The sequence below is a fragment of the Amycolatopsis rubida genome (genome assembly GCF_900115345.1).
GTDB lineage: Bacteria > Actinomycetota > Actinomycetes > Mycobacteriales > Pseudonocardiaceae > Amycolatopsis > Amycolatopsis rubida.
The window spans coordinates 66,860-86,799 of the sequence record NZ_FOWC01000004.1; the positions used below are offsets into that span (position 1 = coordinate 66,860).

Below are 19,940 nucleotides of genomic sequence, written 5' to 3' on the forward strand. Positions count from 1 at the left end.
AGCGACTCAGCTAAAAAGGCGTGGCCCGGGAAACCCCGGGCCACGCCTCGACACACTCAGCCGAACGAAGGCAGATCAGCTCTTCTCCAGGTACTCCGCCCGCTCCAGATCGACCACATCGGCGACCATCTGCGCCAGCCCCGGCAGCGAAGCCAGCTCCGGATCGCCCGTCACGATCTCCTGCGCCTGTGCTCGCGCCTCAGTGATCACGTCCTCGTCCCGCAGCAACGACAGCAGCTTCAGCCCAGACCGCTTGCCTGACTGGGCCGCACCCAGAATGTCGCCTTCCCGGCGCAGTTCCAGGTCCAACCGGGACAGTTCGAAACCGTCCGTTGTGGACTCGACCGCCGCGAGCCGTTCGCGCGTGGCCGTACCGTCCAAGGTTTCCGTTACCAGCAAGCACAATCCGGGCACGCTCCCCCGCCCGACCCGGCCGCGCAGCTGGTGCAGCTGGCTCACGCCGAAGCGGTCGGCGTCGAGGATGACCATCGCCGTCGCGTTGGGGACGTTCACGCCGACCTCGACCACGGTCGTCGCGACCAGGACATCGACCTTCCCCGCGCCGAACGCCTGCATGACGGCGTCCTTTTCGTCCGTCGGCATCCGGCCGTGCAGGGCGGCGACCTTCAAGCCCTTCAACGCGCCGTTGGCGAGATCCGGCGCGACGTCCAGCACCGCGAGCGGCGGCCGCTTGTCGCTCTTGTCCGACGGCGGTTCGTCGCCGATGCGCGGGCACACGACGTAGGCCTGGTGTCCCTTGCCGACTTCCTCGCTGACCCGCTGCCACACCCGGTCGAACCACGCCGGTTTCTCCGCGACCGGCACGACCGTCGTCTTGATCGGCGAGCGGCCGACCGGCATTTCGCGCAGTGCCGAGATTTCCAGGTCGCCGTAGACGGTCATGGCGACCGTGCGCGGGATCGGCGTCGCCGTCATGACCAGCACGTGCGGGCTCGTCGAATCGGCCCCGCGCGAGCGCAACGCGTCCCGTTGCTCGACGCCGAACCGGTGCTGCTCGTCCACGACCACGAGCCCGAGATCGGCGAACTGCACAGTGTCCTGGATCAGCGCGTGCGTGCCGACGATGATGCCTGCCTCGCCGCTTACCGTCTCCAGCAACGCTTTCTTGCGTTCCTTCGCGCCCATCGACCCGGTGAGCAGCGTGATCCGGGTGGAATTCTCGGCCGCGCCCAGTTCGCCCGCCATCCCGAGGTCGCCGAGCATTTCGCGCAGCGAGCGCGCGTGCTGCGCGGCCAGGACCTCGGTGGGCGCGAGCATCGCCGCCTGCCGTCCGGAATCGACGACCTGGAGCATCGCCCGCAGCGCGACCACCGTCTTGCCGGAACCGACCTCGCCCTGCAGCAGCCGGTTCATCGGATGCTCGGTCGACAGATCGGCCGCGATCTCGTCGCCGATCGCGCGCTGGCCCGCGGTGAGGTCGAACGGCAGCCGCTTGTCGAACGCGTCCAGCAGGCCGCCGTCGACGTGCGGGCTCGCCTTCGCCGGACGCGACACCGCGGAATGCCGCCGCTGCGCGAAAATCAGCTGCACGGCCATCGCTTCGTCCCACTTGAGCCGGTGCCGCGAGGTCTCCAGGTGCGCCCAGTCCTCCGGGCGGTGGATGCCGCGCAGCGCGCGCTCAAGGCCGGGCAGCCCGTGCCGTTGGCGCAGTTCCCCGGGCATCGGGTCGTCGCCGACCTCCAGCACGTCCAGCACCTGCCGCACGCATTTGGCGATCGACCAGGTCGGCATGCCCTGCGCCGCCGGGTAAACCGGGATGATCTCGGCGAGGAAATTGTCGACCGCCTCGGCCTCGCGTTCGGCGTCGAGCAGTTCGTACTCCGGGTTGGCCAGCTGCAGCGTGTCCCGGAACGCGGTGACCTTGCCCGCGAACAGCCCGGTCTTGCCGGGGGCCAGCTCCTTCTCGCGCCACGCCTGGTTGAAGAACGCGCACGCGAGCCGCCGCTTGCCGTCGGTGATCACCATGTCGAGGATGGTGCCGTTGCGGGATTTCATCCGGCGCTTGCTGATCTTCTCGATCCGCGCCAGCACGGTCGCGTGCTCCCCGAGTTCCAGCCCCGCGATGTCGGTCAGCTCGCCGCGTTCGGCATAACGACGCGGATAGTGGCGCAGCAGGTCGGAAACCGTCTCGATGTCGAGCGCACTCGACAGCGCCTTCGCCGTTTTCGCGCCCAGCAGCAGCGGGAGCTTGTCGCGAAGCCCGGCCATGATTATTCGACCCCCATCAGCAGCACAGCGTCGCTTTGACCGCCGGCGTAACTCGTCAACTCCACCTCGGGGTGCTCCAGCCGCAGTTGTTCGGCGAGTTCGGCGGCCACCCTCGGCGGAGCGTCCGCCCCGCTCAGGACGGTGACCAGCTCGCCGCCGAGCGCCAGCATCCGGTTGAGCACGCTGACCGCGGCCGCGACGAGATTCGTCGCCGACGCCGGGGCGGGCTCGATCAGCACCACCTCGTCGTCGACCAGGCCGATCACGTCGCCGGACTGGGCCCGGCCCACCCAGGTTAGCGACTCCTCGTCCGCGATCCGCAGCTCGCCACGCCTGGTCGCGGCCGCCGCCTCGGCCATCGCGACCACGTCGTCGTTGACCCGGCGCTCGCTGTCGTGCACCGCGAGCGCGGCCAGCACCTGCACCGGCGACGCGCACGGGATCACCACGACGTCGCGCTCGCCCGCCATCGGATGCCCGGCGGCGGCGTCGGCGGCCGCAGTCAGGTCCGGCCCGCCCGGCAGCACGCTCAGGTGCTGTCCGGCCGCCTCGTTGAACAACCCGATCATGTCCTCGACGCTGGGCGTCTCGCCCTCGGGCACCGCCAGCACGGCGACGCCCTCGGCCCGCAGCAGTTCGGCCAGGCCGCCGCCGCGCACCACCGCGACCACGGACCGGTCGATCGATGTGTCCCATTCGATCGGCGTCGGGGTGATCAGCGGTTCGACCCGGATCTTGCGCGGCCTGCCCAGTTGCAGCCCGGCTTCGATGGCCGCGCCGATGTCCGCGCAGTGGACGTGCACCGCGTGGCTGCCCGAACCGTCGCCCGCCACCGTCACACTGTCGCCGAACCCGCTCAGTTCCTTCCGCAACGCGGGCAGCCGGGCCTCGTCGATCTCGTCCAGCAAGTACATGACCTCCCACGCGTAGGGGACCTGCTCCGGCAGCGAAGCGACCGCCTTCAGGTCGTGCCCGGGGTCCTCGGGTTCACCGGTGATCACCCCCGCCAGCGCGTCGAGCACCGCGACCAGCCCGCGGCCCCCGGCGTCGACGACTCCCGCCTTGGCCAGCGCGGGCAACTGCTTGGGCGTCTCCTCCAGCGCTTTCGCGGCCACGGTGACGACCTCGCGCGCAACCTCGGGCAACGTCCGCGTCGTGCCTCGAACCGCGGCGGCCACGGCGTGCAGGACAGTCAGCATCGTCCCGGCGACCGGCCTGCTGACCGCGCCCGTGGCGGCCTGGTCCGCCTGCCCCAGCGCAGCGGCGAGACCAGGTCCGTCCAGGTCCCCGCCGGTGGCCGCCCAGCCGGCCATCCCCCGCACGACCTGGGACAGGATCACGCCCGAATTGCCCCGCGCGTGCGCCACCGCCCCGCGCGCCAGTACCGCCAGCGCCTCAGCCGCGTCGGCCGGTTCCGCATCGGCGAGCGTCTCGTGCGCGCCGGTCATCGTGTACAGCAGGTTGGAGCCGGTGTCGGAGTCCGCGACCGGATAGACGTTGATCCCGTCGATGGCCGTGCGCAGCCTGTCCAAGCTGCGCACAGAGGCCGCCGCCCAGCCCGACACCGCCGCCGCGTCCAGCACCCGCACCCCGTAACCTCCTAGCCGGTCCCCGCGAGGGTAACGACCCCGCGGCAAGGCCACCCAGACCACTCGTTACTATGGTGGAGTTGCCCGGCACGTTCGGGCGCGCATTCTTTGTCCCATATCCAGAGGAGTTCGACGTGGCTGCCGTGTGCGACGTCTGTGGCAAGGGACCCGGCTTCGGCAAGTCGGTCTCGCACTCCCACCGGCGTACCAACCGCCGGTGGAACCCGAACATCCAGGTTGTGCACGCGAAGGTCGGCGTGTCCCAGCGCAAGCGCCTGAACGCCTGCACCTCGTGCATCAAGGCCGGCAAGGTCGTGCGAGGCTGAGTTCAGCAGCTTTCGGAAAGGGGCGAGTGCTTGAAGCACCCGCCCCTTTTTCGTCACCGCAGGAAGTTCGCCAGCACGTCCCGCAGGGACTCCGGCGCGTTCAGCACCCCGTGATCCTGCCCCGGGACCTCCTCGTGCCGCCCGTGCGCGACCGCGGCCGCGACAGCCTTGGCCGACGACGTCATCCACGCCTCCCCCGCACCGCCGGACAGCGACAGCACCGGGACGGTGATCGCCGCCAGCCGGTCCGTCGGCAGGTAGTTGCCGCGGCCGCAGACAGTCAGGTCGTACGGCAGCGTGTGCGCCAGTCCGACGAACCAGCCCCACACCGGCGCGGACTTCATCGAGTCCACGATCTCCGCCGGGGTCCCGGTGCCCTCGACCAGGAACAACTCGACCGCCCTGTCCCGGTCGCCGTCGGCGAGGCAGGTGCTGACCCGGTCCACCAGGTCTTCCGCCGGACGCGGCCGGTCGTCGCCGATGAACGGCGGCTCGTACACCGCCGCCTTCGTGATCGTCAGCCCGCGCGCCGCCGCTTCCAGGGCCAGGATCGCGCCGGACGAGTGCCCGAACACCGCGGCCGAGCCGCCGACGGCCTCGATCAGCACTTCCAGGTCGTCGATCTCGCGCTCGACCGCGTAGACCGGCGCGTCGCCGCTGTCGCCGCGGCCTCTCCGGTCGTAGGCGATCGCGGTGAAACCGGCGTCGGCCAGCACCGCGGCGAGCCCGGCGACGGTCGTGCGGTCGTTCACCGCGCCGCCGACCAGCAGCACCGGAGAACCCGAGCCGTAGGTGTCGAAGGCGATCGGGGTGCCGTCGGCGGACTTGACGGTGGCGGTCATCGCTTCCCTCCAGGGTTTCAGTCGGCGCCTACCCTGGTGGTCGGCGCCGATCGCCGGAACTGGACACGCCGCGTCAGGGAAGTTTCCAGTCGAGCGGTTCCGCGCCCTGCTGGACCAGCAGCTGGTTCGCCCGGCTGAACGGACGCGACCCGAAGAAGCCGTTGCGCGCCGACAGCGGGCTCGGGTGCGCCGATTCGAGGCACGGCACCTCGCCGAGCATCGGCCGCAGGTTCCGCGCGTTGCGGCCCCACAGGATCGCCACCAGCGGTCCGCCGCGCGCGGCGAGCGCCTTGATCGCCTGCTCGGTGACCTGCTCCCAGCCCTTGCCCTGATGCGAGTTCGACTTGTGCGGCTGCACGGTGAGCGACCGGTTCAGCAGGAGCACGCCCTGCTCCGCCCACGGGGTCAGGTCTCCGTTGGACGGGGCCGGGTGCCCCAGGTCCTCGCAGTACTCCTGGTAGATGTTGATCAGGCTTTTCGGGATCGGCCGCACGTCCGGGGCCACCGAGAAGCTCAGGCCGACCGCGTGCCCCGGGGTCGGGTACGGGTCCTGGCCCACGATCAGCACGCGGACGGCGTCGAACGGCTGCTTGAACGCGCGCAGCACGTGCTCGCCCGCGGGGAGATAGGTGCGGCCCGCGGCGATCTCGGCGCGGAGGAACTCCCCCATCGCGGCGACCTGCGGCGCCACTGGTTCAAGGGCTTTCGCCCAGCCGGCTTCGACGATTTCGTCCAGCGGTCGTCCAGTCACGGCCCGCGAGCCTAGCGCCACGTGCCCGAGGTCACTGTGGCGGGTCCAGCCTGCGCAACTCGGCCCGGAACCGGGCTCCGCGCCGAACGTAGGAATCCACGACCGCGGCGATCTGGTCTTCGGAGAACGACTTGTTCGGCCGCGTTTTCGCCGGAACTCCCAATGCGATCTCGCCAGTGCCGACCGTCGATTCGTAGGACAGCACCGCGCCCGCGCCGACCATGCCGCCGTCCTCGATCACGCTTCCGTTCAGCACCACCGAACCCGACGCGATCAGGCAGCCGGTGCCGATCTTCGCGCCCTCGATGTGCACCGCGTGCCCGACCGCCGAGGACGGGCCCACGATCGTCGGATGCCGCGCGGTGCAGTGGACGACGCAACCGTCCTGCACGTTCGAGCGTTCGCCGATCTCGATGTACCCGTGGTCGCCGCGCAGCACCGTCTGCGGCCAGACCGAGGCGCGCGCTCCGATCCGGACGTCGCCGATCACGGTGGCGTCGGGATGGACGTAGGCGTCCGGGTGGATGGCCGGGACCAGGTCGCCGAGCGCGTAGATGGCCAATGCCGCCTCCGAATCGTTCAGTGTCGTCGGTCGTGGACGAGAGCCTTGCCGTAATACCGGCTTTCGGGCATATCGCCGTAATAGCCGAAAGCCGGTATCTCGGCGTAGCCCGACGAACGGTAGAGGGCGATGGCTTCCGGCTGCTCGGTGCCCGTCTCCAGCACGACGCGGCGGCGTCCGGCGGCGACCGCGGTGCGTTCCAGTTCGGCGAGCATCGCGCGGGCGAACCCGCGGCCTCGCGCGGATTCGATCACGTACATCCGTTTCAGCTCGACGTCGCCGGGCCGGAACGTCGGCTCGGGACCGTCGTGCGCGCGCCACGCGCCGGACGCCACCGGCACGCGGTCCAGGTACCCGACCAGGAACAGGCCCCGCGGCGGCGCGAACTCCGCGGGGTCCATCGGGGTCTCGTCCTCGGTGCCGTAGCGGCGCACGTACTCCAGCTGAACCTCGGCCATCAGTTTGGCGGCGTCGGGATGGTCGAAGGCGACGACGCGGATGTCCACGCCGTCAGCCTGATGATGAATCACTGCTGCCAGTGCTCCCAACCGCCCTGCTGGTCGTACGCCTCGCCGTCCACGGTGACCCCGGAGCCGGGCATGGTGACCACGCCGATCTTGCGCCAGCCCTCGGGAAGGTCGTCGAACGGCGGGAACGTCGCGACCAGCGCGTGGTCCTCGCCGCCGGTCAGCACCCACTGCACCGGGTCCGCGCCGAGCGCGCTGCCGACCTCCTTCAGCCGCGTCGACACCTCAAGCAACGCGGTCTGCACGTCGAGCCCGACCTCGGAAGCCGCGGCCAGGTGCGCGAGGTCGGCCAGCAGCCCGTCCGAGACGTCCATCATCGCGGTAGCGCCGGCGAGCGCGGCCTGCGGCCCGGCCGCGTACGGCGGTTCCGGGCAGCGCTGCGCGTTCACCACCCCGACCGGCGACCGGAATCCGCGGCGCAGCACCGCGAGCCCGGCCGCGGCCCAGCCGAGCCGCCCGCACACCGCGAGCACGTCGCCGGGGCGCGCGCCGGAACGGGTCACCGGTTCGCGGTCTTCGAGGTCGCCCAATGCGGTGACGCTGATCACGAGCTGGTCCGCGCTCACGAGGTCGCCGCCGGACACCCCGATGCCTACCGCACGCGCCTCAGCCCACATCCCGTCCATGATCTCGGTCACGACCCGCGCCGGGGTATCCGCCGGGCACGCGAGCCCGGCGACCACCGAGGTCGGTTTCGCTCCCATCGCCGCGATGTCGGACAGATTCACCGCGACCGCCTTGCGCCCGGCCTGCTCCGGGCTCGACCAGTCGAGCCGGAAGTGCACACCGTGGACCAGCACGTCGGTCGTCACGACCACGCGGCCGTCCGGCGCGGCGAGAACCGCCGCGTCGTCGCCCGGGCCCAGCAGTGTCGACGGCGGCTGCGCGCGTCCTTCGGTGACCCGCTGGATCAGGCCGAACTCGCCTGTCGCGGCCACCGAGTGCTCGTCCGGTGACACCGGTCACCTCCCGTTTCCCTTGCCTGTGTCGGATCGGCCACCGACTATCGGATCCCCTAGGTTTTTCCCAGGGCTGGCGCTACGTTGCCTACACCGTTCCTACCTCGACTCGATCGCCACCGACGAAAGGGCACGCCGTGGTCCACGCATACATCCTCATCCAGACCGAGGTCGGCAAGGCGGCCGCGGTGGCTGCGGAGATCGCCGGGGTCCCGGGCGTGACCAGCTCCGAGGACGTCACCGGCCCGTACGACGTGATCGTGCGCGCCGCCGCGGACACAGTGGACCAGCTCGGCCAGCTCGTCGTCGCCCGCGTGCAGAACGTGGAAGGGATCACGCGCACGCTGACCTGCCCGGTCGTGCATCTCTGAGCCGTGGTCCACTGAGGCGGTGGCAGACACCGACACCGGGGCTCCGCCGAAGGTCGTCCTCGTCACCGCGTCGTTGCTCGTGGCCGCGCTGGCGGTCGCGGTCGCGGTCGTCGCGCTGACGAAGAGCTCCTCCGGACAGCCCGATCCGAACCAGCCGCTCGCGCTCGTGTCCGTTCCCGCGCCGCGGGCCGGGTCGGCGGACTGCGCGAAGGTGATCGCCGGGGTCCCGGCCACGCTCACGTCGAACGGCAAGGAACTGTCGCCGCGCACGCTCGCCGAGCCCGCGCCGAAGGCCACCGTCGCGTGGGGCGAACCGGATCCGGTCGTGCTGCGCTGCGGCCTCGAACGCCCGCCCGAGCTCACCCCGACCGCGCAGCTGCGCGTGGTCGACAAGGTGCAGTGGCTGCAGATCGAGCAGGGCGGTTCGGCCACCTGGTACGCCGTCGACCGGCCGGTCTACCTGGCGCTGACCGTTCCGGCGAACGCGGGAACCGGTCCGCTTCAGGCCGTTTCGGACGCGATCGCGGCGAAGCTGCCGGTCAAGCCTTTGCAGTTCTAGCCGCGATCGTTTCCAGCGATTCGCCGGTGGTGCGCGGGCCGAGCACGGCCACGTCGATCATCAGCAGCACCATCGCGCCCGCGACCACGGCGAACATCGTCGTCGCGCCCGCCGATTGCAGGACCGGCAGCAGGATGAACGGCATCGCGGCCGTCGCCAGCCGGGACAGCGCGTAGGCCGAACCGGCGGCGGTGCCGCGCAGCGACGTCGGGAACAGCTCGCCCTGGTAGGTGTGGAAGGCGTTGGAGAAGACGTTGCTCACGGCGGTGTAGCAGAAGCCGAACACCGCGATCAGCACGCCGGAAGTCGCGTAGCCGAAGGCCAGCCCGAACACCGCCATCGCCGCCGCGCTCGCGACGATCAGCCATTTGCGTTCCAGCCGTTCGATGATCGGGATGGACAGCGCGGAGCCGATCGGATAGCCGAGGAAGGTGAGCGCGCTGAACGTCAGCGAGCTGACGAGGCCGAAACCCTTGGCGGCCAGCACAATCGGCACCAGCGAGCCGAAACCGTAGTAGCCGAACGACTGCAGCAGCTGGAAGACGTACAGCATCGCCGTGCGACGGAACCACGGCGGACGCAGCAACGCCGACGCACGCACCGGTTCGGGCGCGGGCGGTTCCGGCTCCGGTTCGGGCAATGGCTGCGGCGCACTCTCTTCGAGTTTGCGCACGATCTCGTCCGCTTCGCCGGTTCTTCCTTGTGCCGCAAGCCAACGCGGCGATTCCGGCAGCGTGAACCGCAGCGCCCACACCACCGCCGCACCCAGCGCGCCGATCACGAACAGCCAGCGCCAGCCGTCGATGCCGAGCGGCGCGTGGCCGACGAGCGCGCGGGCGAGGAATCCGGCGGCGGGGACGCCGCAGAAACCGATCGTGTAAGCCCAGGCTGTCGCGCGACCGCGCGCTCGGGCGGGCAGCAGGTCAGCGAGATAGGCGTCCGCGACCGGCAGCTCCGCGCCGATGCCGATCCCGGCGATGAACCGGCAGATCACCAGCATCCACACATCGGTGCTGAACGCGCCGAGCAGTGTGAACACCGAGTACAGGCCCAGGGTGAGCAGGAACGCGCGCCGTCGGCCGAGCCGGTCGGCCAGCCTGCCGAGGAACACCGCGCCCACGAACGCGCCGACGAACGCCGACGCCAGGACGTACTTCAGCGTCGTCGGGGTGACGCCGAACTCCTTGGTGAGGACGGTGCTGATGGTCGCGGCGAGGAACAGGTCGTAGAGGTCGAAGAAGGTCGCGATGCCGACCACTGCCACGAAGTACCGGTGCCTCCGGGTGACCGGGAGCCGGTCGAGGCGGGATGCGATCTGCACGCGCTGTTTTCCTTACGGTGGGGACGTGCCGTCTGTTCGAGGGCCATCGTAAGGTCGTCCCGCCTCGTCTGTCCGGCCTGCGGCGCTTCGCCGGCGAGGAGTTCCCGGGTCCGCTCGTCAGCGCAGGCCGGTGCCCCGGGCGAGCGCGGTGTCGATCAGCGTCGACAGGAGCGTCGGGTAGTCCACCCCGGTGACCTCCCACATCTTCGGGTAGGCGGACTTCGTGGTGAAGCCGGGCATCGTGTTGACCTCGTTGATCACCAGGTCGCCGTCCTCGGTCACGAAGAAGTCGACGCGGGCGAGGCCCTGGCAGTCGAGCGCGCGGAACGCCTCGACGGCCATCGCGCGCAGCCGGTCGGTGAGCGCGTCGTCCAGTTTGGCCGGGATGTCCAGCTCGGCGTCCTCGCCGAGGTACTTGGTTTCGAAGTCGTACCAGGCGTCCTCGCCCTCGGCGAGCACCCGGATCTCCGCCGGGAGCGACGCCTCGACGCGGCCGTCCGGGAATTCCAGCACGCCGCATTCGACCTCGCGCCCGCGCACCGCGGCCTCGACGAGCACCTTCGGGTCGGTACGCCGGGCCAGCTCGATCGCCGCGTCCAGCTCCGCCCAGCCGGAGACCCGGGAGATCCCGACCGACGAACCGGCGCGCGAGGGCTTCACGAACACCGGCAGGCCAAGACGTTCCCGGTCTTGTCCGGCCAAAGTGGACTGTCCGCGGCGCAGCGCGGCGTAGGTGCCCACCGGCAGCCCCTCCGCGGCGAGCAGCTTCTTCGCGTATTCCTTGTCCATCGCCGCCGCGCTGGCGAGCACGCCGGGGCCGACGTAGGGGATGTCGGCGAGTTCGAGCAGGCCCTGGATGGTGCCGTCCTCGCCGAAGGCGCCGTGCAGCACCGGGAAGACGACGTCGACGGTGCCGAGCACCTCGGTGGCCTGGCCGGGGTCGACCGTGCGCAGCTCGCGGCTGGTCGGGTCGCCGGCGAGCACGAGCGCGCGGCCGGACTCGACCGACGGCAGCTCGCGGCCCTGGATGCTGAGCTGCTCCGGGTCGCCGGTGCCGAGCACCCAGCCGCCGCTGGGCGTGACGCCGACCGGGAGCACCTCGAAGCGATCCGGATCCAGGTTCGAGATCACACTGCCCGCGGACAGGCACGAGATGGTGTGCTCGCTGCTGCGGCCACCGAACACGACCGCGACCCGGATCTTTTCAGCGCTCATAGCCGGTCACGGTACCGGGTGAGCATCGCCGACAGCGCGCGCCGGGGGTGTCTGCGCTGGTCGCGAGGGTCGAGCCGCTGGTCGGCGAGTGCGCGCGGAGGCCAGCGCGAACCACGTCGCCCCGCGCACCGTCAGGAAGGCCATTCCGGCCAGGACGAAAACGGTGAAAGTCCGGCAGCGTCTGGAACGCCACGTCCACCGGCAGCCAGCGGGCGCACCGCGACCCGGCCGAAGCCCTTGTCCCGCAAGAGCTCCGGCAGCTTTCGTGCGCGACGGATCTGTCGGCGGGTCGCCAAGACCATCGCGGCGAGGACCAGGAGGGCGACGCCGCAGGTCAGCAGGAAGCCGTTGCCGGTTTCCGGGGCCGGTGCGCCCGCGAGGGTGCGGCGGAACGGCGCGCCGCTGTCCAGCAGGACCGGGTCGCGCGAGGTCAGCACCACCAGGCCGACCCGCTGATCCGGCAGGTTGGCGTGGTAGCGGGTCAGATCGCCGTCGTGCTGGACGACCGGCTGGCCGTGGAGAGTGCCGGTCCCCCAGCCGGATCCGTAGTGGTCGTCGCCGGTCGGGACTGCCGCGCCGTGCAGCAGACGCAGGCTTTCGGCGGACAGCGGACGGACGCCGTGGTAGGTGCCAGTCATCTGGAAGGCCAGGTAGTGGCTGAGGTCCTCGGCGGTCGAGACCAGGTAGCCCTCGGGCAGCGCACCGGGGGAATCCGGCGTTTCCATCGGCACGCTCAGGCCGAACAGCACCGACGGACCCTCGATCAGGCCCGCGCGACGGGTATCGGCGAGGTTGGTGAAGGTGCGGTTCATGCCGAGCGGGGCGAGGATGTGGGCTTTGCGGTAGGCGGCGTAGCTCTGGCCGGAAACCTGCTCGACCATCAGGCACAGCGTCGCGTAGTTCTTGTTGCAGTAGTGGAAAGCTGTGCCGGGGCGAGCGACCGGGACGACGTCGGCGAGTGCGCGGACGCGCTGCTCCAGCGTGGTTTCCGGTTCGTAGAGGTCGACGGTGCCCGCTTCGGTCGGCAGGCCGCTGGTCTGGTTCAGCAACTGCCGCACGGTGATCGGATCAGGGGTTCCGGCGGTGCGGAACCACGGCGGGTACGCGGTGATCGGGGTGTCCAGGCCGACTTTGCCCGCGTCGACGAGCTGCATGACTGCCATGGCGGTGAACGATTTGCTCAGCGAGCCAAGCAGAAACGGCGACTGCGGCGGCACGTCGGAGCCGACCGCGCCGGTCGTCGCCTTGCCGTTCGCGGACACCACCGCGTAGGACGAGGACGGTCCGCTCGCCAGTTCTTCGCGCAGGTGCGCGACCGCAGCGTCTGATGGCCGGTCCGGTGGCTGCGCCGAGCCCGGCGCGGCGAACACCGCCAGCAGCGCGGTCGCTGTCGCCGCCGCCCGGATCCGCCGAGTCATCCCGCGCTCCTCCGCCCGCCGAACCGATCGGCAAAAACCTCGCGGAGCAGCGGATCCAGCACCATGAAGCTGACCGGCGGACCGGAGGCAGGGCTGACCCCGTACTCAGCGGAGGAGGTCGACCAGCGTCGGCACCGCGGCCGTCAACGCTTCCCGTGAGCAGCCCGCGTATCCCAGCGCGATGCCGTGCACCGTCGGCGTTCCGGCGAAATGCCGCGCCAGCCCGTCGAGGCGGATCGAATGCCGTTCCGCCGCGGCGATCAGCTCGGCCTCGGCCTCGGCGCTTCCCGTCCGCACCACCAGATGCGCACCGGCGTCGTCGCCGACGAACGGGATTCCGGCGTTCGACAGCGCGGTCACCAGCACCGTCCGGCGTTCGGCCATTTCCCGGCGCAGCTTCCGCAGGTGCCGTCCCAGATCGCCGGTCCGGGCGAGTTCGACCAGCACCCGCTGCCCCGCCGGCGACGGACGGGTGCCGGTGAGATCCCGGTAGGCCAGAATGGCATCGGCCACCGCGGCGGGCGCGACGAGCCAGCCCGCGCCGAGGGTCGGGGTGAGGATTTTGCTGGTGGTCCCGAGGTGCACGACGACGTCCGGGGCGAGCGCGGCCAGCATCGGCAGCGGAGCGACATCGAAGCGCAGCTCGCCGTCGTAGTCGTCCTCGATGACCAGCATGCCTTCCGCGCGAGCGCGTTCCACGAGCTGCACGCGCCGGGCCGCGCTCATCCGGCTGCCCATCGGGTACTGATGCGCGGGCGAGCAGTAAACCGCGCGCGCCCCGGCGGGAATCGCGTCCGGACGCAGGCCTTCCTCGTCCACCGGCACGCCGACGACGGTGAGCCCGGCCTGCCGGAACGCTTGCACCGCACGCTGATAACCCGGTTCCTCGAAGGCGACGACCGCACCTCGGCGCAGCACGGCCGCGGCGAGTTCCACGGCAGCCGCGGTCGTGCCGCCGGTCGCGAGCACCGAGCCCGCGGCCAGACCGCGGTGGCGCAGCAGGTGTTCCGACACAGTCGCGCGGTATTCCGGCAACCCGGCGCGGTGCGCGCGCGTGAGCGGCTCGGGATCGGCGGCGGCCCGCCATGCCCGTCGCCAGGCCGCGCGGTCGAGACCGTCCGCCCACGGCGTACCCGGCGCGAGGTCCAGCAACGGGGCTTGTTCGGCCTCGGCGAGCAGCGAACCGGGTGCCGTGACGGACGCGGCGGCGCGGGTCGGCGGAGTGGTCACGTAGGTGCCGGAACCGTGCCGGCCAGCGATCCAGCCCTCCGCGTGAAGTTGCTCGTACGCAGCGGAAGTGACCGTGCGCGAGACACCGAGCCGTTCGGCCAGCGCGCGCGTGGACGGCAGCCGGTCGCCGCCGCGGAGATGTCCGCCGGCCGCGGCTTCGCGCAGCGCGTCGGCCAGCTGCACGGCCAGCGGGGTGGCCGCTTCGCGGTCGAGACTGACCGGCAGGGCGGTGTCGGCGTAGGACACAGCGGACCTCCGTTACAGCGAAGTGGACTTCTCAAGTGTAGAAGAAGTGGACATTCAACGTAGCCACTTGCCCGCCGCACACTGAACGCATGAGCAGCCTTTCGCCCACCGAACGCACCACGCTCGGCCGCAAACGCCACCGCGCCGCCAGCGAGCGCGCGGCACTGCACGCCGTGCTCGACGAGGCGCTGATCTGCCACCTCGGTGTGGTCCGCGACGGCGTCCCGTTGGTGCTGCCCACCGGATACGGCCGCGACGGCGACACCCTGTACCTGCATGGTTCCACGGGCGCGGCCAGTCTGCGAGCCGCGACCGGGGGAACCGACGTGTGCGTGACGGTCACCCTGCTCGACGGGATCGTCTACTGCCGCTCGGTGAACAACCACTCGGTCAACTACCGCAGCGCGGTGATCCTCGGCAAGGCGCGGCTGGTGACCGACCCGGACGAGAAGATGCGCGGCCTGCACGTGCTCACCGACCACCTCTCCCCCGGTTCCTGGGAGCACGCCCGGGCGGTGAACAAGAAGGAATTCGCCGCGGTGTCGGTCATCGCGCTCGACCTCGCCGAAGCGTCGGTGAAACTCCGCGCCGAAGGACCGGACGACGAACCCGAAGACGTCACCGCGAACGCCGCCTGGGCCGGGGTGCTGCCGGTGCACACGGTGTTCGGCGAACCGGAGCCGTCCGCCGACCTGCCGCCGGGCTGGACCGTCCCCGAACACGTCGCCACACGCGTCACGAAGGCAGCGGCAACCGCACGGTGAACACCGTCCGCCCGGGGCGGCTGTCCAGCGAGACCGTCCCGCCGTGCTCCGCCACCAGCGAATGCACCACCGACAACCCCAATCCGGTGCCGCCGGCGGCCCGGGTCCGGGAGTTGTCGACGCGATAGAACCGGTCGAAAATCCGCTGCTGATCCTCCGCGGAGATCCCCGGCCCGGCATCGGTGACGGCAGCGACAGCCATCCCGTCCGCCGCCGTCACCGCCAGCTCCACCGGAGTTCCCTCCGCGGTGTGCACGGCGGCGTTCGCGAGCAGGTTGTCCAGTACTTGCCGCAGCCGCGCCGGATCCGCGTGCAGCAGCACCGGTTCCTCCGGAATCGAGACCGTCAGCGGATGTCCTGGCCGACCGGCCCGGAACGCGTCCGCGGCAGCCGCGGCGATCTCGGTGAGGTCCATCCGCCGCGGGCGCACCGGCGGTTCGACATCACGCGCGTCCAGCCGCGCGAGCAGCAGCAAATCGTCGACCAGCACGCTCATCCGCGCGGTCTCGGCCCGGATCTTCTCCAGGTGTGCCTCGCGTTCCTCGGGTTCGTTCGCAGCGGCGTAGCGGAAAAGATCGGCGTAGCCGCGGATCGAGGTCAACGGTGTCCGCAGCTCGTGCGAAGCATCGGCGACAAACCGGCGCAGCCGATCATTCGCCTCGGTGCGCGCGGCCAGCGAAGATTCGATGTGGCTCACCATCAAGTTGAACGCCGTCCGCAGCTCCTCGACCTCCGCGCCGCCGCCCGTGCCGGACGCGCGCACCGGCAAGTCCGCTGTGGCCGTGAGATCGTGCGAAGCGATGTCGTGCGCGGTGCCAGCCATGTCCGACAACGGTCGCAGTCCGCGCCGCAGCACCATCCGGCCCACGACGACGAGAATCGCCAACGCGATCAGGAATGCGATCACTTCGATCAACATCAGCTGCTGCACGGTGTTGTCGAGATCGGCCTGCGGGGCAGCACTCAGCAACACGGTGCCGGTCCCGTTCTGCGAAGTCTCCACCGGACACGCCCGCACGCGATAAGAACCCTGGCCGGGCAAACCGATCGTGCGGAAAAGGTCGCCGCTGGTCGCCTCTTCGGCGATCCGCGCCAACGGCCGCACGTCGTCCGGCAACGTGCTGCCCGGCTGCGGGACGGCGTGCCCCTCCCGCACCGCGAAGACCGCGGAGTACCAGGAGTAGACGACTTCCGGACTGTCCTTCGACTCGCGCAGGTGCGGCACCTGCGCGACCTGGCTGGTCTTGAGCTGCTCGTCGAGCCGCCGGTTGAGGTAGTCGTGCATCAGCTCGACCGTCAGCGCGCCGACGATCGCGAACACCACCAGCGACAACGCGCCCAGCCCGAACGCCAGCCGCGTGCCGAGCCGGGAAGCGCGCCAAGCCCGGTACCACCGCCGAGCCCAGCGCCCGATCCGGTTCACCGGCCCGCCCGCCGCACGGAATACCCGACGCCGCGCACGGTGTGGATCAGCGGTTCGGCCTCGGTGTCGAGCTTGCGCCGCAGCCGCGAGATCGCGAGTTCGACCACATTGGACCGTCCGCCGAAGTCGTACTCCCACACGTGGTCGAGGATCTGCGCCTTCGTGAGCACCGCGGGCGAGCGCCGCATGAGGTAGCGCAGCAGCTCGTACTCGGTGGGCGTCAGCTCGGCGAGCCGGCCGCCGCGGCGGACTTCGTGCGTTTCCTCGTCCAGGGTGAGATCACCCACCTGCAGCAGCACTGTGCGGGTATCCGGCTTCTCCGACGTCCGCCGCAGCACCGCACGCAGCCGCGCCATCAACTCCTCGACGGAGAACGGCTTGACGAGGTAATCGTCACCCCCGCGGGTGAGGCCGGCGATGCGGTCGGCGGTCGCGTCCTTGGCGGTCAGGAAAACCACCGGCACCGCGTCGTGCTTCTCGCGCAGCTTGTCGAGCACGGTGAATCCGTCGAAATCGGGCAGCATGAGGTCGAGCACGACGATGTCGGGAGCGAACTCCGCGGCGCGCGCGAGAGCGTCGGCGCCGCAGCCGGCCGTCACGGCCTGCCAGCCCTCGTAACGGGCGACGGTCGCGACCAGGTCGGCGATGTGCGGCTCGTCGTCGACGACGAGCAGCCGCACCGGGTTCGGGTTCTCCACCCCGCCATCCTCCGCGACGGCCGCGCGGGCGCGCGAGCCGAACCCCCGGCTGACAGCGACTCGACAGGAAACCTCTCGCGTGCATCGGGCATTCCGGGCAGACTCCGGACCGACAGCGACCCTGGCCCGAGGAGCCCGATGACTTCCGTTGTGGACAACATCACCGTCGACTGCGCCGACCCGTGGGAACTGGCCCAGTTCTGGACCAAGGTGACCGGCCGCCCGGTCGGCGAGGACGACAAACCGGGCGAGGAGGAGATCGGCATCACGCTCGACTCCGGCCTCACCCTCCTGTTCATCGCCGTCCCCGAGCCCAAGACGATCAAGAACCGGCTGCACGTCTGCCTGAAGCCGGACGACGGGACCCGCGACGAAGAGGTGGAGCGGTTGCTCAAGCTGGGCGCGACGCTGCATTCCGACCATCGCCGCGAGGACGGCAGCGGCTGGGCGGTCTTGCGGGATCCGGAAGGCAACGAGTTCTGCGTCCTGCGCAGCGCGGCGGAGAAGGCGTGACCGATTCGTTCGAGATCAACCGCGCCAACTGGGACGACCGGGCCCCGATCCACGCGCGCTCGCCGTACTACGAGTTCGACAAGTTCAAGGCCGATCCGTCGCACCTGAGCCAGATCGTGCGCTTCGACCAGCCGCGCCTCGGCGACGTTTCCGGGCTGCGCGCCGTGCACCTGCAATGCCACATCGGCACGGACACGCTGTCGCTGCACCGGCTCGGGGCCAAGGTTTCTGGTCTGGACCTTTCCCCGGCGTCGCTCGCCGAGGCGCGGAAGCTCGCCGACGCCACCGGCGCGGACATCGACTACCACGAGGCGAACGTCTACGACGCGGTGGAAGTCTTCGGCGAGAACACGTTCGACCTGGTGTACACCGGGATCGGCGCGCTCTGCTGGCTGCCGAAGATCGCGCCGTGGGCCGAGGTGGTCGCGCGGCTGCTGCGGCCCGGCGGACGGCTGTTCCTGCGCGAAGGCCATCCGATGTTGTGGACGCTCGACGACGAATCCGAACGCGCGTGGCCGAAGTACGACTACTTCGAGCACGACGAGCCACTCGTCTTCAGCGAACCGGCGACCTATGTCGAAACCTCCGAAACGCTGCGCGCCACCACGTCGCACAGCTGGAATCATTCGCTCGGCGAGATCGTGACCGCACTGCTCGGCCAGGGCCTGATCCTGACCGGGCTGACCGAGCACGACACCACGGCGTGGAACGCGTTGCCGCACGAGATGGAAGAGGCCGGGGGCGGCGAATGGCGGCTGCGGGACAACCCGCGCCGGATCGCCGCGAGCTACACCCTCCAGGCACAGCGCCCCGCATAGAGTGCGGGGCATGACTCGCATCGCCGTCGCCGCGCTGGGCGGCACCATCTCGATGGCTCCCGGACGTTCGATCGAAGACGGCGTGGTGCCGCGGCTGAGCGCCGAGGACCTGCTGGGAGAACTGGGTTCCCGGCTGCCCATGGAGATCACCGCGGCGACGCTCGCCGGGCTGTCGAGTTCGTCGATGGACTACGCGACGCTCGCGCGGACCCGGCAGTGGGGCATCGAGCAGATCGAGGCGGGCGCGGACGGTCTCGTGGTGGTGCAGGGCACGGACACGCTGGAGGAAACGGCGTACCTGTTCGACCTCACGTGGCCGTCCGACGCGCCGGTGGTGATCACCGGCGCGATGCGGAACCCGAGCCTGCCCAGTCCGGACGGGCAGGCGAACATCCTCGCCGCGCTCGCCGTCGCCGCCGATCCGCGCAGCCGCGGCCGGGGCGCGCTGGTGGCGTTCAACGACGACGTGCACGCGGCGCGCTGGGTGCGGAAGACGCATTCCAGCCACGTCGAAACGTTTTCGTCGCGACCGGCGGGTCCGCTGGGCATGCTCGCCGAGGGCGCGGTGCATTACTTCCACCCGTCGCCGCCGCGGCTGCCGGTGCTGCCGGGAGCCGAAACCGTCGATCTCGTTCCGCTGCTGGAATCGGGCCTCGAGGATTCGGGCGAATTGCTGTCGCTGGTCCTCAAGGGCGGCGCGCGCGGCGTGGTGGTGGCCGCCAACGGCGTCGGACACGTCTCGACCGGGACGGCGGAGGTGATCGCGGCCGCGGAGGTGCCGGTTGTCGTCGCGTCCCGGACCGGCGCGGGCCCGACTTTCCGCGGCACTTACGGGTTCCCCGGGTCCGAATCGAGCTTGATCCGGATGGGCGCGACGATGGCCGGATGGCTGTGCCCGCGGAAATCGCGGATCCTGCTGCAGGTTCTGCTCGCGGCGGGGGTCGGCCGGGAGGAGATCGAGCGGCAGTTCAGGTTGCGCGGCGATCTTGACTCGTGAGTGTCATCCCGGTTCTCACCGCGATGACACTCACGACCGCGGTGCCGGCCCGTCCACCGGGTTCGCCTGGTACGACCGCATCTGCCTGCCGCCCTGGCGGTAGACGTGCACGCTGACCGCCGGATCCGGGCCGTCGTTGCGCACCTCGTGCACGTAGCCGGGCCCGAACACGCGCGACTGCCCTGCGGACAGCCCGTGCACCTCGGTCACCGCGCGCCCGCCCGGGGCGCGCCGCGCGACGGTTTCGGTCAGCCGCCCGGACACGACGGTGAACGCGCCGGTCGAGAAGACGTGGTCGTGCAGGTCGGTGTGCTGCCCGGGAAGCCAGCTGAGCAGCCAGATCTCCTGGTCCGCAGTGCGTTCGACGAGGGCGGAGAACCGCTCGTCGGGGTCGTAGCGCAGCAGGCTGCCCCAGCGTTCCCGGTCGGCGGCCACGTCGACGGCGACGCGGACCGGGTGGCGCAGGGCGGGGTTCTCGGGACGCAGCAGGGTGTTGTCCGGAACGGCGAACATGAAAAGAAGTCCTCACGGGAAGAAGATGGGTGTCGAACTGGGCCGGGGCTAGATTCACCGACAACAGCG

The 19,940-nt window shown here is 70.6% G+C and carries 21 protein-coding genes; 7 read left to right on the forward strand and 14 right to left on the reverse strand.

Going from position 1 to position 19,940, the window contains the following annotated elements:
* Positions 1–75: 75 nt before the first annotated feature.
* Entirely contained in the window at positions 76–2,229 is a 2,154-nt protein-coding gene (recG, locus tag BM362_RS17940; protein ID WP_067583081.1) for an ATP-dependent DNA helicase RecG, read from the reverse strand.
* A 2-nt stretch (positions 2,230–2,231) separates the two neighbouring features.
* On the reverse strand, positions 2,232–3,818 hold the full coding sequence (locus BM362_RS17945; protein WP_093573918.1) for a DAK2 domain-containing protein: 1,587 nt from the start codon (positions 3,816–3,818) through the stop codon (positions 2,232–2,234).
* Positions 3,819–3,952: 134 nt separating this feature from the next.
* Between BM362_RS17945 and rpmB the strand changes: the two genes are divergently transcribed.
* The gene (gene rpmB / locus BM362_RS17950) at positions 3,953–4,144 is read left to right on the forward strand and encodes a 50S ribosomal protein L28 (RefSeq protein ID WP_009074135.1); all 192 of its coding nucleotides are present in this window, start codon (positions 3,953–3,955) and stop codon (positions 4,142–4,144) included.
* 53 nt (positions 4,145–4,197) lie between these two features.
* Here the strand turns inward: rpmB and BM362_RS17955 are convergent, their stop codons facing one another.
* The 5 genes from BM362_RS17955 to BM362_RS17975 all read right to left on the reverse strand — a co-directional run bounded on the left by BM362_RS17955 (position 4,198) and on the right by BM362_RS17975 (position 7,785).
* Positions 4,198–4,986, reverse strand: a complete 789-nt coding sequence (locus tag BM362_RS17955) for an alpha/beta fold hydrolase (RefSeq protein WP_067583087.1) — start codon at positions 4,984–4,986, stop codon at positions 4,198–4,200.
* A 73-nt stretch (positions 4,987–5,059) separates the two neighbouring features.
* Positions 5,060–5,737, reverse strand: coding sequence for a uracil-DNA glycosylase (locus BM362_RS17960; protein ID WP_067583090.1), 678 nt, complete (start codon positions 5,735–5,737; stop codon positions 5,060–5,062).
* A 31-nt stretch (positions 5,738–5,768) separates the two neighbouring features.
* Positions 5,769–6,299, reverse strand: a complete 531-nt coding sequence (locus BM362_RS17965) for a gamma carbonic anhydrase family protein (protein ID WP_067583093.1) — start codon at positions 6,297–6,299, stop codon at positions 5,769–5,771.
* A gap of 17 nt (positions 6,300–6,316) precedes the next feature.
* Entirely contained in the window at positions 6,317–6,805 is a 489-nt protein-coding gene (locus BM362_RS17970; protein WP_067583500.1) for a GNAT family N-acetyltransferase, read from the reverse strand.
* A 20-nt stretch (positions 6,806–6,825) separates the two neighbouring features.
* The gene (locus BM362_RS17975) at positions 6,826–7,785 is read right to left on the reverse strand and encodes a thiamine-phosphate kinase (RefSeq protein ID WP_067583096.1); all 960 of its coding nucleotides are present in this window, start codon (positions 7,783–7,785) and stop codon (positions 6,826–6,828) included.
* 137 nt (positions 7,786–7,922) lie between these two features.
* On the opposite strand from BM362_RS17975, the gene BM362_RS17980 reads away from it, so the two are divergent.
* On the forward strand, positions 7,923–8,156 hold the full coding sequence (locus BM362_RS17980; RefSeq protein ID WP_009074118.1) for an Lrp/AsnC ligand binding domain-containing protein: 234 nt from the start codon (positions 7,923–7,925) through the stop codon (positions 8,154–8,156).
* 19 nt (positions 8,157–8,175) lie between these two features.
* Positions 8,176–8,715 carry a DUF3515 domain-containing protein gene (locus BM362_RS17985; protein ID WP_093573919.1) on the forward strand — a complete coding sequence of 180 codons (540 nt, stop codon included), beginning with the start codon at positions 8,176–8,178 and terminating at the stop codon, positions 8,713–8,715.
* Here BM362_RS17985 and BM362_RS17990 read toward each other — a convergent pair.
* From BM362_RS17990 to pdxR, 4 genes are all read right to left on the reverse strand, one after another.
* Positions 8,696–10,036, reverse strand: a complete 1,341-nt coding sequence (locus BM362_RS17990) for an MFS transporter (protein WP_093573920.1) — start codon at positions 10,034–10,036, stop codon at positions 8,696–8,698. The two genes, BM362_RS17985 and BM362_RS17990, sit on opposite strands and share 20 nt — an antisense overlap.
* Before the next feature lie 117 nt (positions 10,037–10,153).
* Positions 10,154–11,251 (reverse strand): D-alanine--D-alanine ligase family protein, encoded by a 1,098-nt coding sequence (locus BM362_RS17995; protein ID WP_067583103.1) that lies wholly within the window; start codon positions 11,249–11,251, stop codon positions 10,154–10,156.
* 131 nt (positions 11,252–11,382) lie between these two features.
* Positions 11,383–12,669 carry a serine hydrolase domain-containing protein gene (locus tag BM362_RS18000; RefSeq protein ID WP_244287197.1) on the reverse strand — a complete coding sequence of 429 codons (1,287 nt, stop codon included), beginning with the start codon at positions 12,667–12,669 and terminating at the stop codon, positions 11,383–11,385.
* A 105-nt stretch (positions 12,670–12,774) separates the two neighbouring features.
* Positions 12,775–14,145: a MocR-like pyridoxine biosynthesis transcription factor PdxR gene (pdxR, locus tag BM362_RS18005; RefSeq protein ID WP_067583105.1), complete on the reverse strand. Its 1,371-nt coding sequence runs from the start codon at positions 14,143–14,145 to the stop codon at positions 12,775–12,777.
* Positions 14,146–14,234: 89 nt separating this feature from the next.
* Here pdxR and BM362_RS18010 point away from each other — a divergent pair, with 89 nt between their 5' ends.
* On the forward strand, positions 14,235–14,909 hold the full coding sequence (locus BM362_RS18010) for a pyridoxamine 5'-phosphate oxidase family protein (protein ID WP_093573921.1): 675 nt from the start codon (positions 14,235–14,237) through the stop codon (positions 14,907–14,909).
* On the opposite strand, the gene BM362_RS18015 is transcribed toward BM362_RS18010, so the two are convergent.
* Both BM362_RS18015 and BM362_RS18020 read right to left on the reverse strand, forming a co-directional pair.
* A complete protein-coding gene (locus BM362_RS18015; protein ID WP_093573922.1) occupies positions 14,881–16,332 on the reverse strand; it encodes a sensor histidine kinase in 1,452 nt (483 codons plus the stop codon). The genes BM362_RS18010 and BM362_RS18015 overlap by 29 nt on opposite strands.
* Positions 16,329–17,030 (reverse strand): response regulator transcription factor, encoded by a 702-nt coding sequence (locus BM362_RS18020; protein ID WP_067583112.1) that lies wholly within the window; start codon positions 17,028–17,030, stop codon positions 16,329–16,331. The genes BM362_RS18015 and BM362_RS18020 overlap by 4 nt, the downstream gene beginning before the upstream one ends.
* Positions 17,031–17,168: 138 nt before the next feature.
* Here BM362_RS18020 and BM362_RS18025 point away from each other — a divergent pair, with 138 nt between their 5' ends.
* The 3 genes from BM362_RS18025 to BM362_RS18035 are packed head-to-tail and all read left to right on the forward strand — an operon-like array spanning position 17,169 to position 19,358.
* Positions 17,169–17,543, forward strand: coding sequence for a VOC family protein (locus BM362_RS18025; protein ID WP_067583115.1), 375 nt, complete (start codon positions 17,169–17,171; stop codon positions 17,541–17,543).
* A complete protein-coding gene (locus BM362_RS18030) occupies positions 17,540–18,361 on the forward strand; it encodes a class I SAM-dependent methyltransferase (RefSeq protein ID WP_093573923.1) in 822 nt (273 codons plus the stop codon). Before BM362_RS18025 ends, BM362_RS18030 begins: the two co-directional genes overlap by 4 nt.
* Positions 18,362–18,371: 10 nt before the next feature.
* Positions 18,372–19,358, forward strand: a complete 987-nt coding sequence (locus tag BM362_RS18035; protein WP_067583504.1) for an asparaginase — start codon at positions 18,372–18,374, stop codon at positions 19,356–19,358.
* A gap of 30 nt (positions 19,359–19,388) precedes the next feature.
* Here BM362_RS18035 and BM362_RS18040 read toward each other — a convergent pair whose 3' ends face one another.
* Complete coding sequence (locus BM362_RS18040) at positions 19,389–19,871, reverse strand: cysteine dioxygenase (protein ID WP_067583121.1); 483 nt, start codon at positions 19,869–19,871, stop codon at positions 19,389–19,391.
* Between the last annotated feature and the right edge of the window lie 69 nt (positions 19,872–19,940).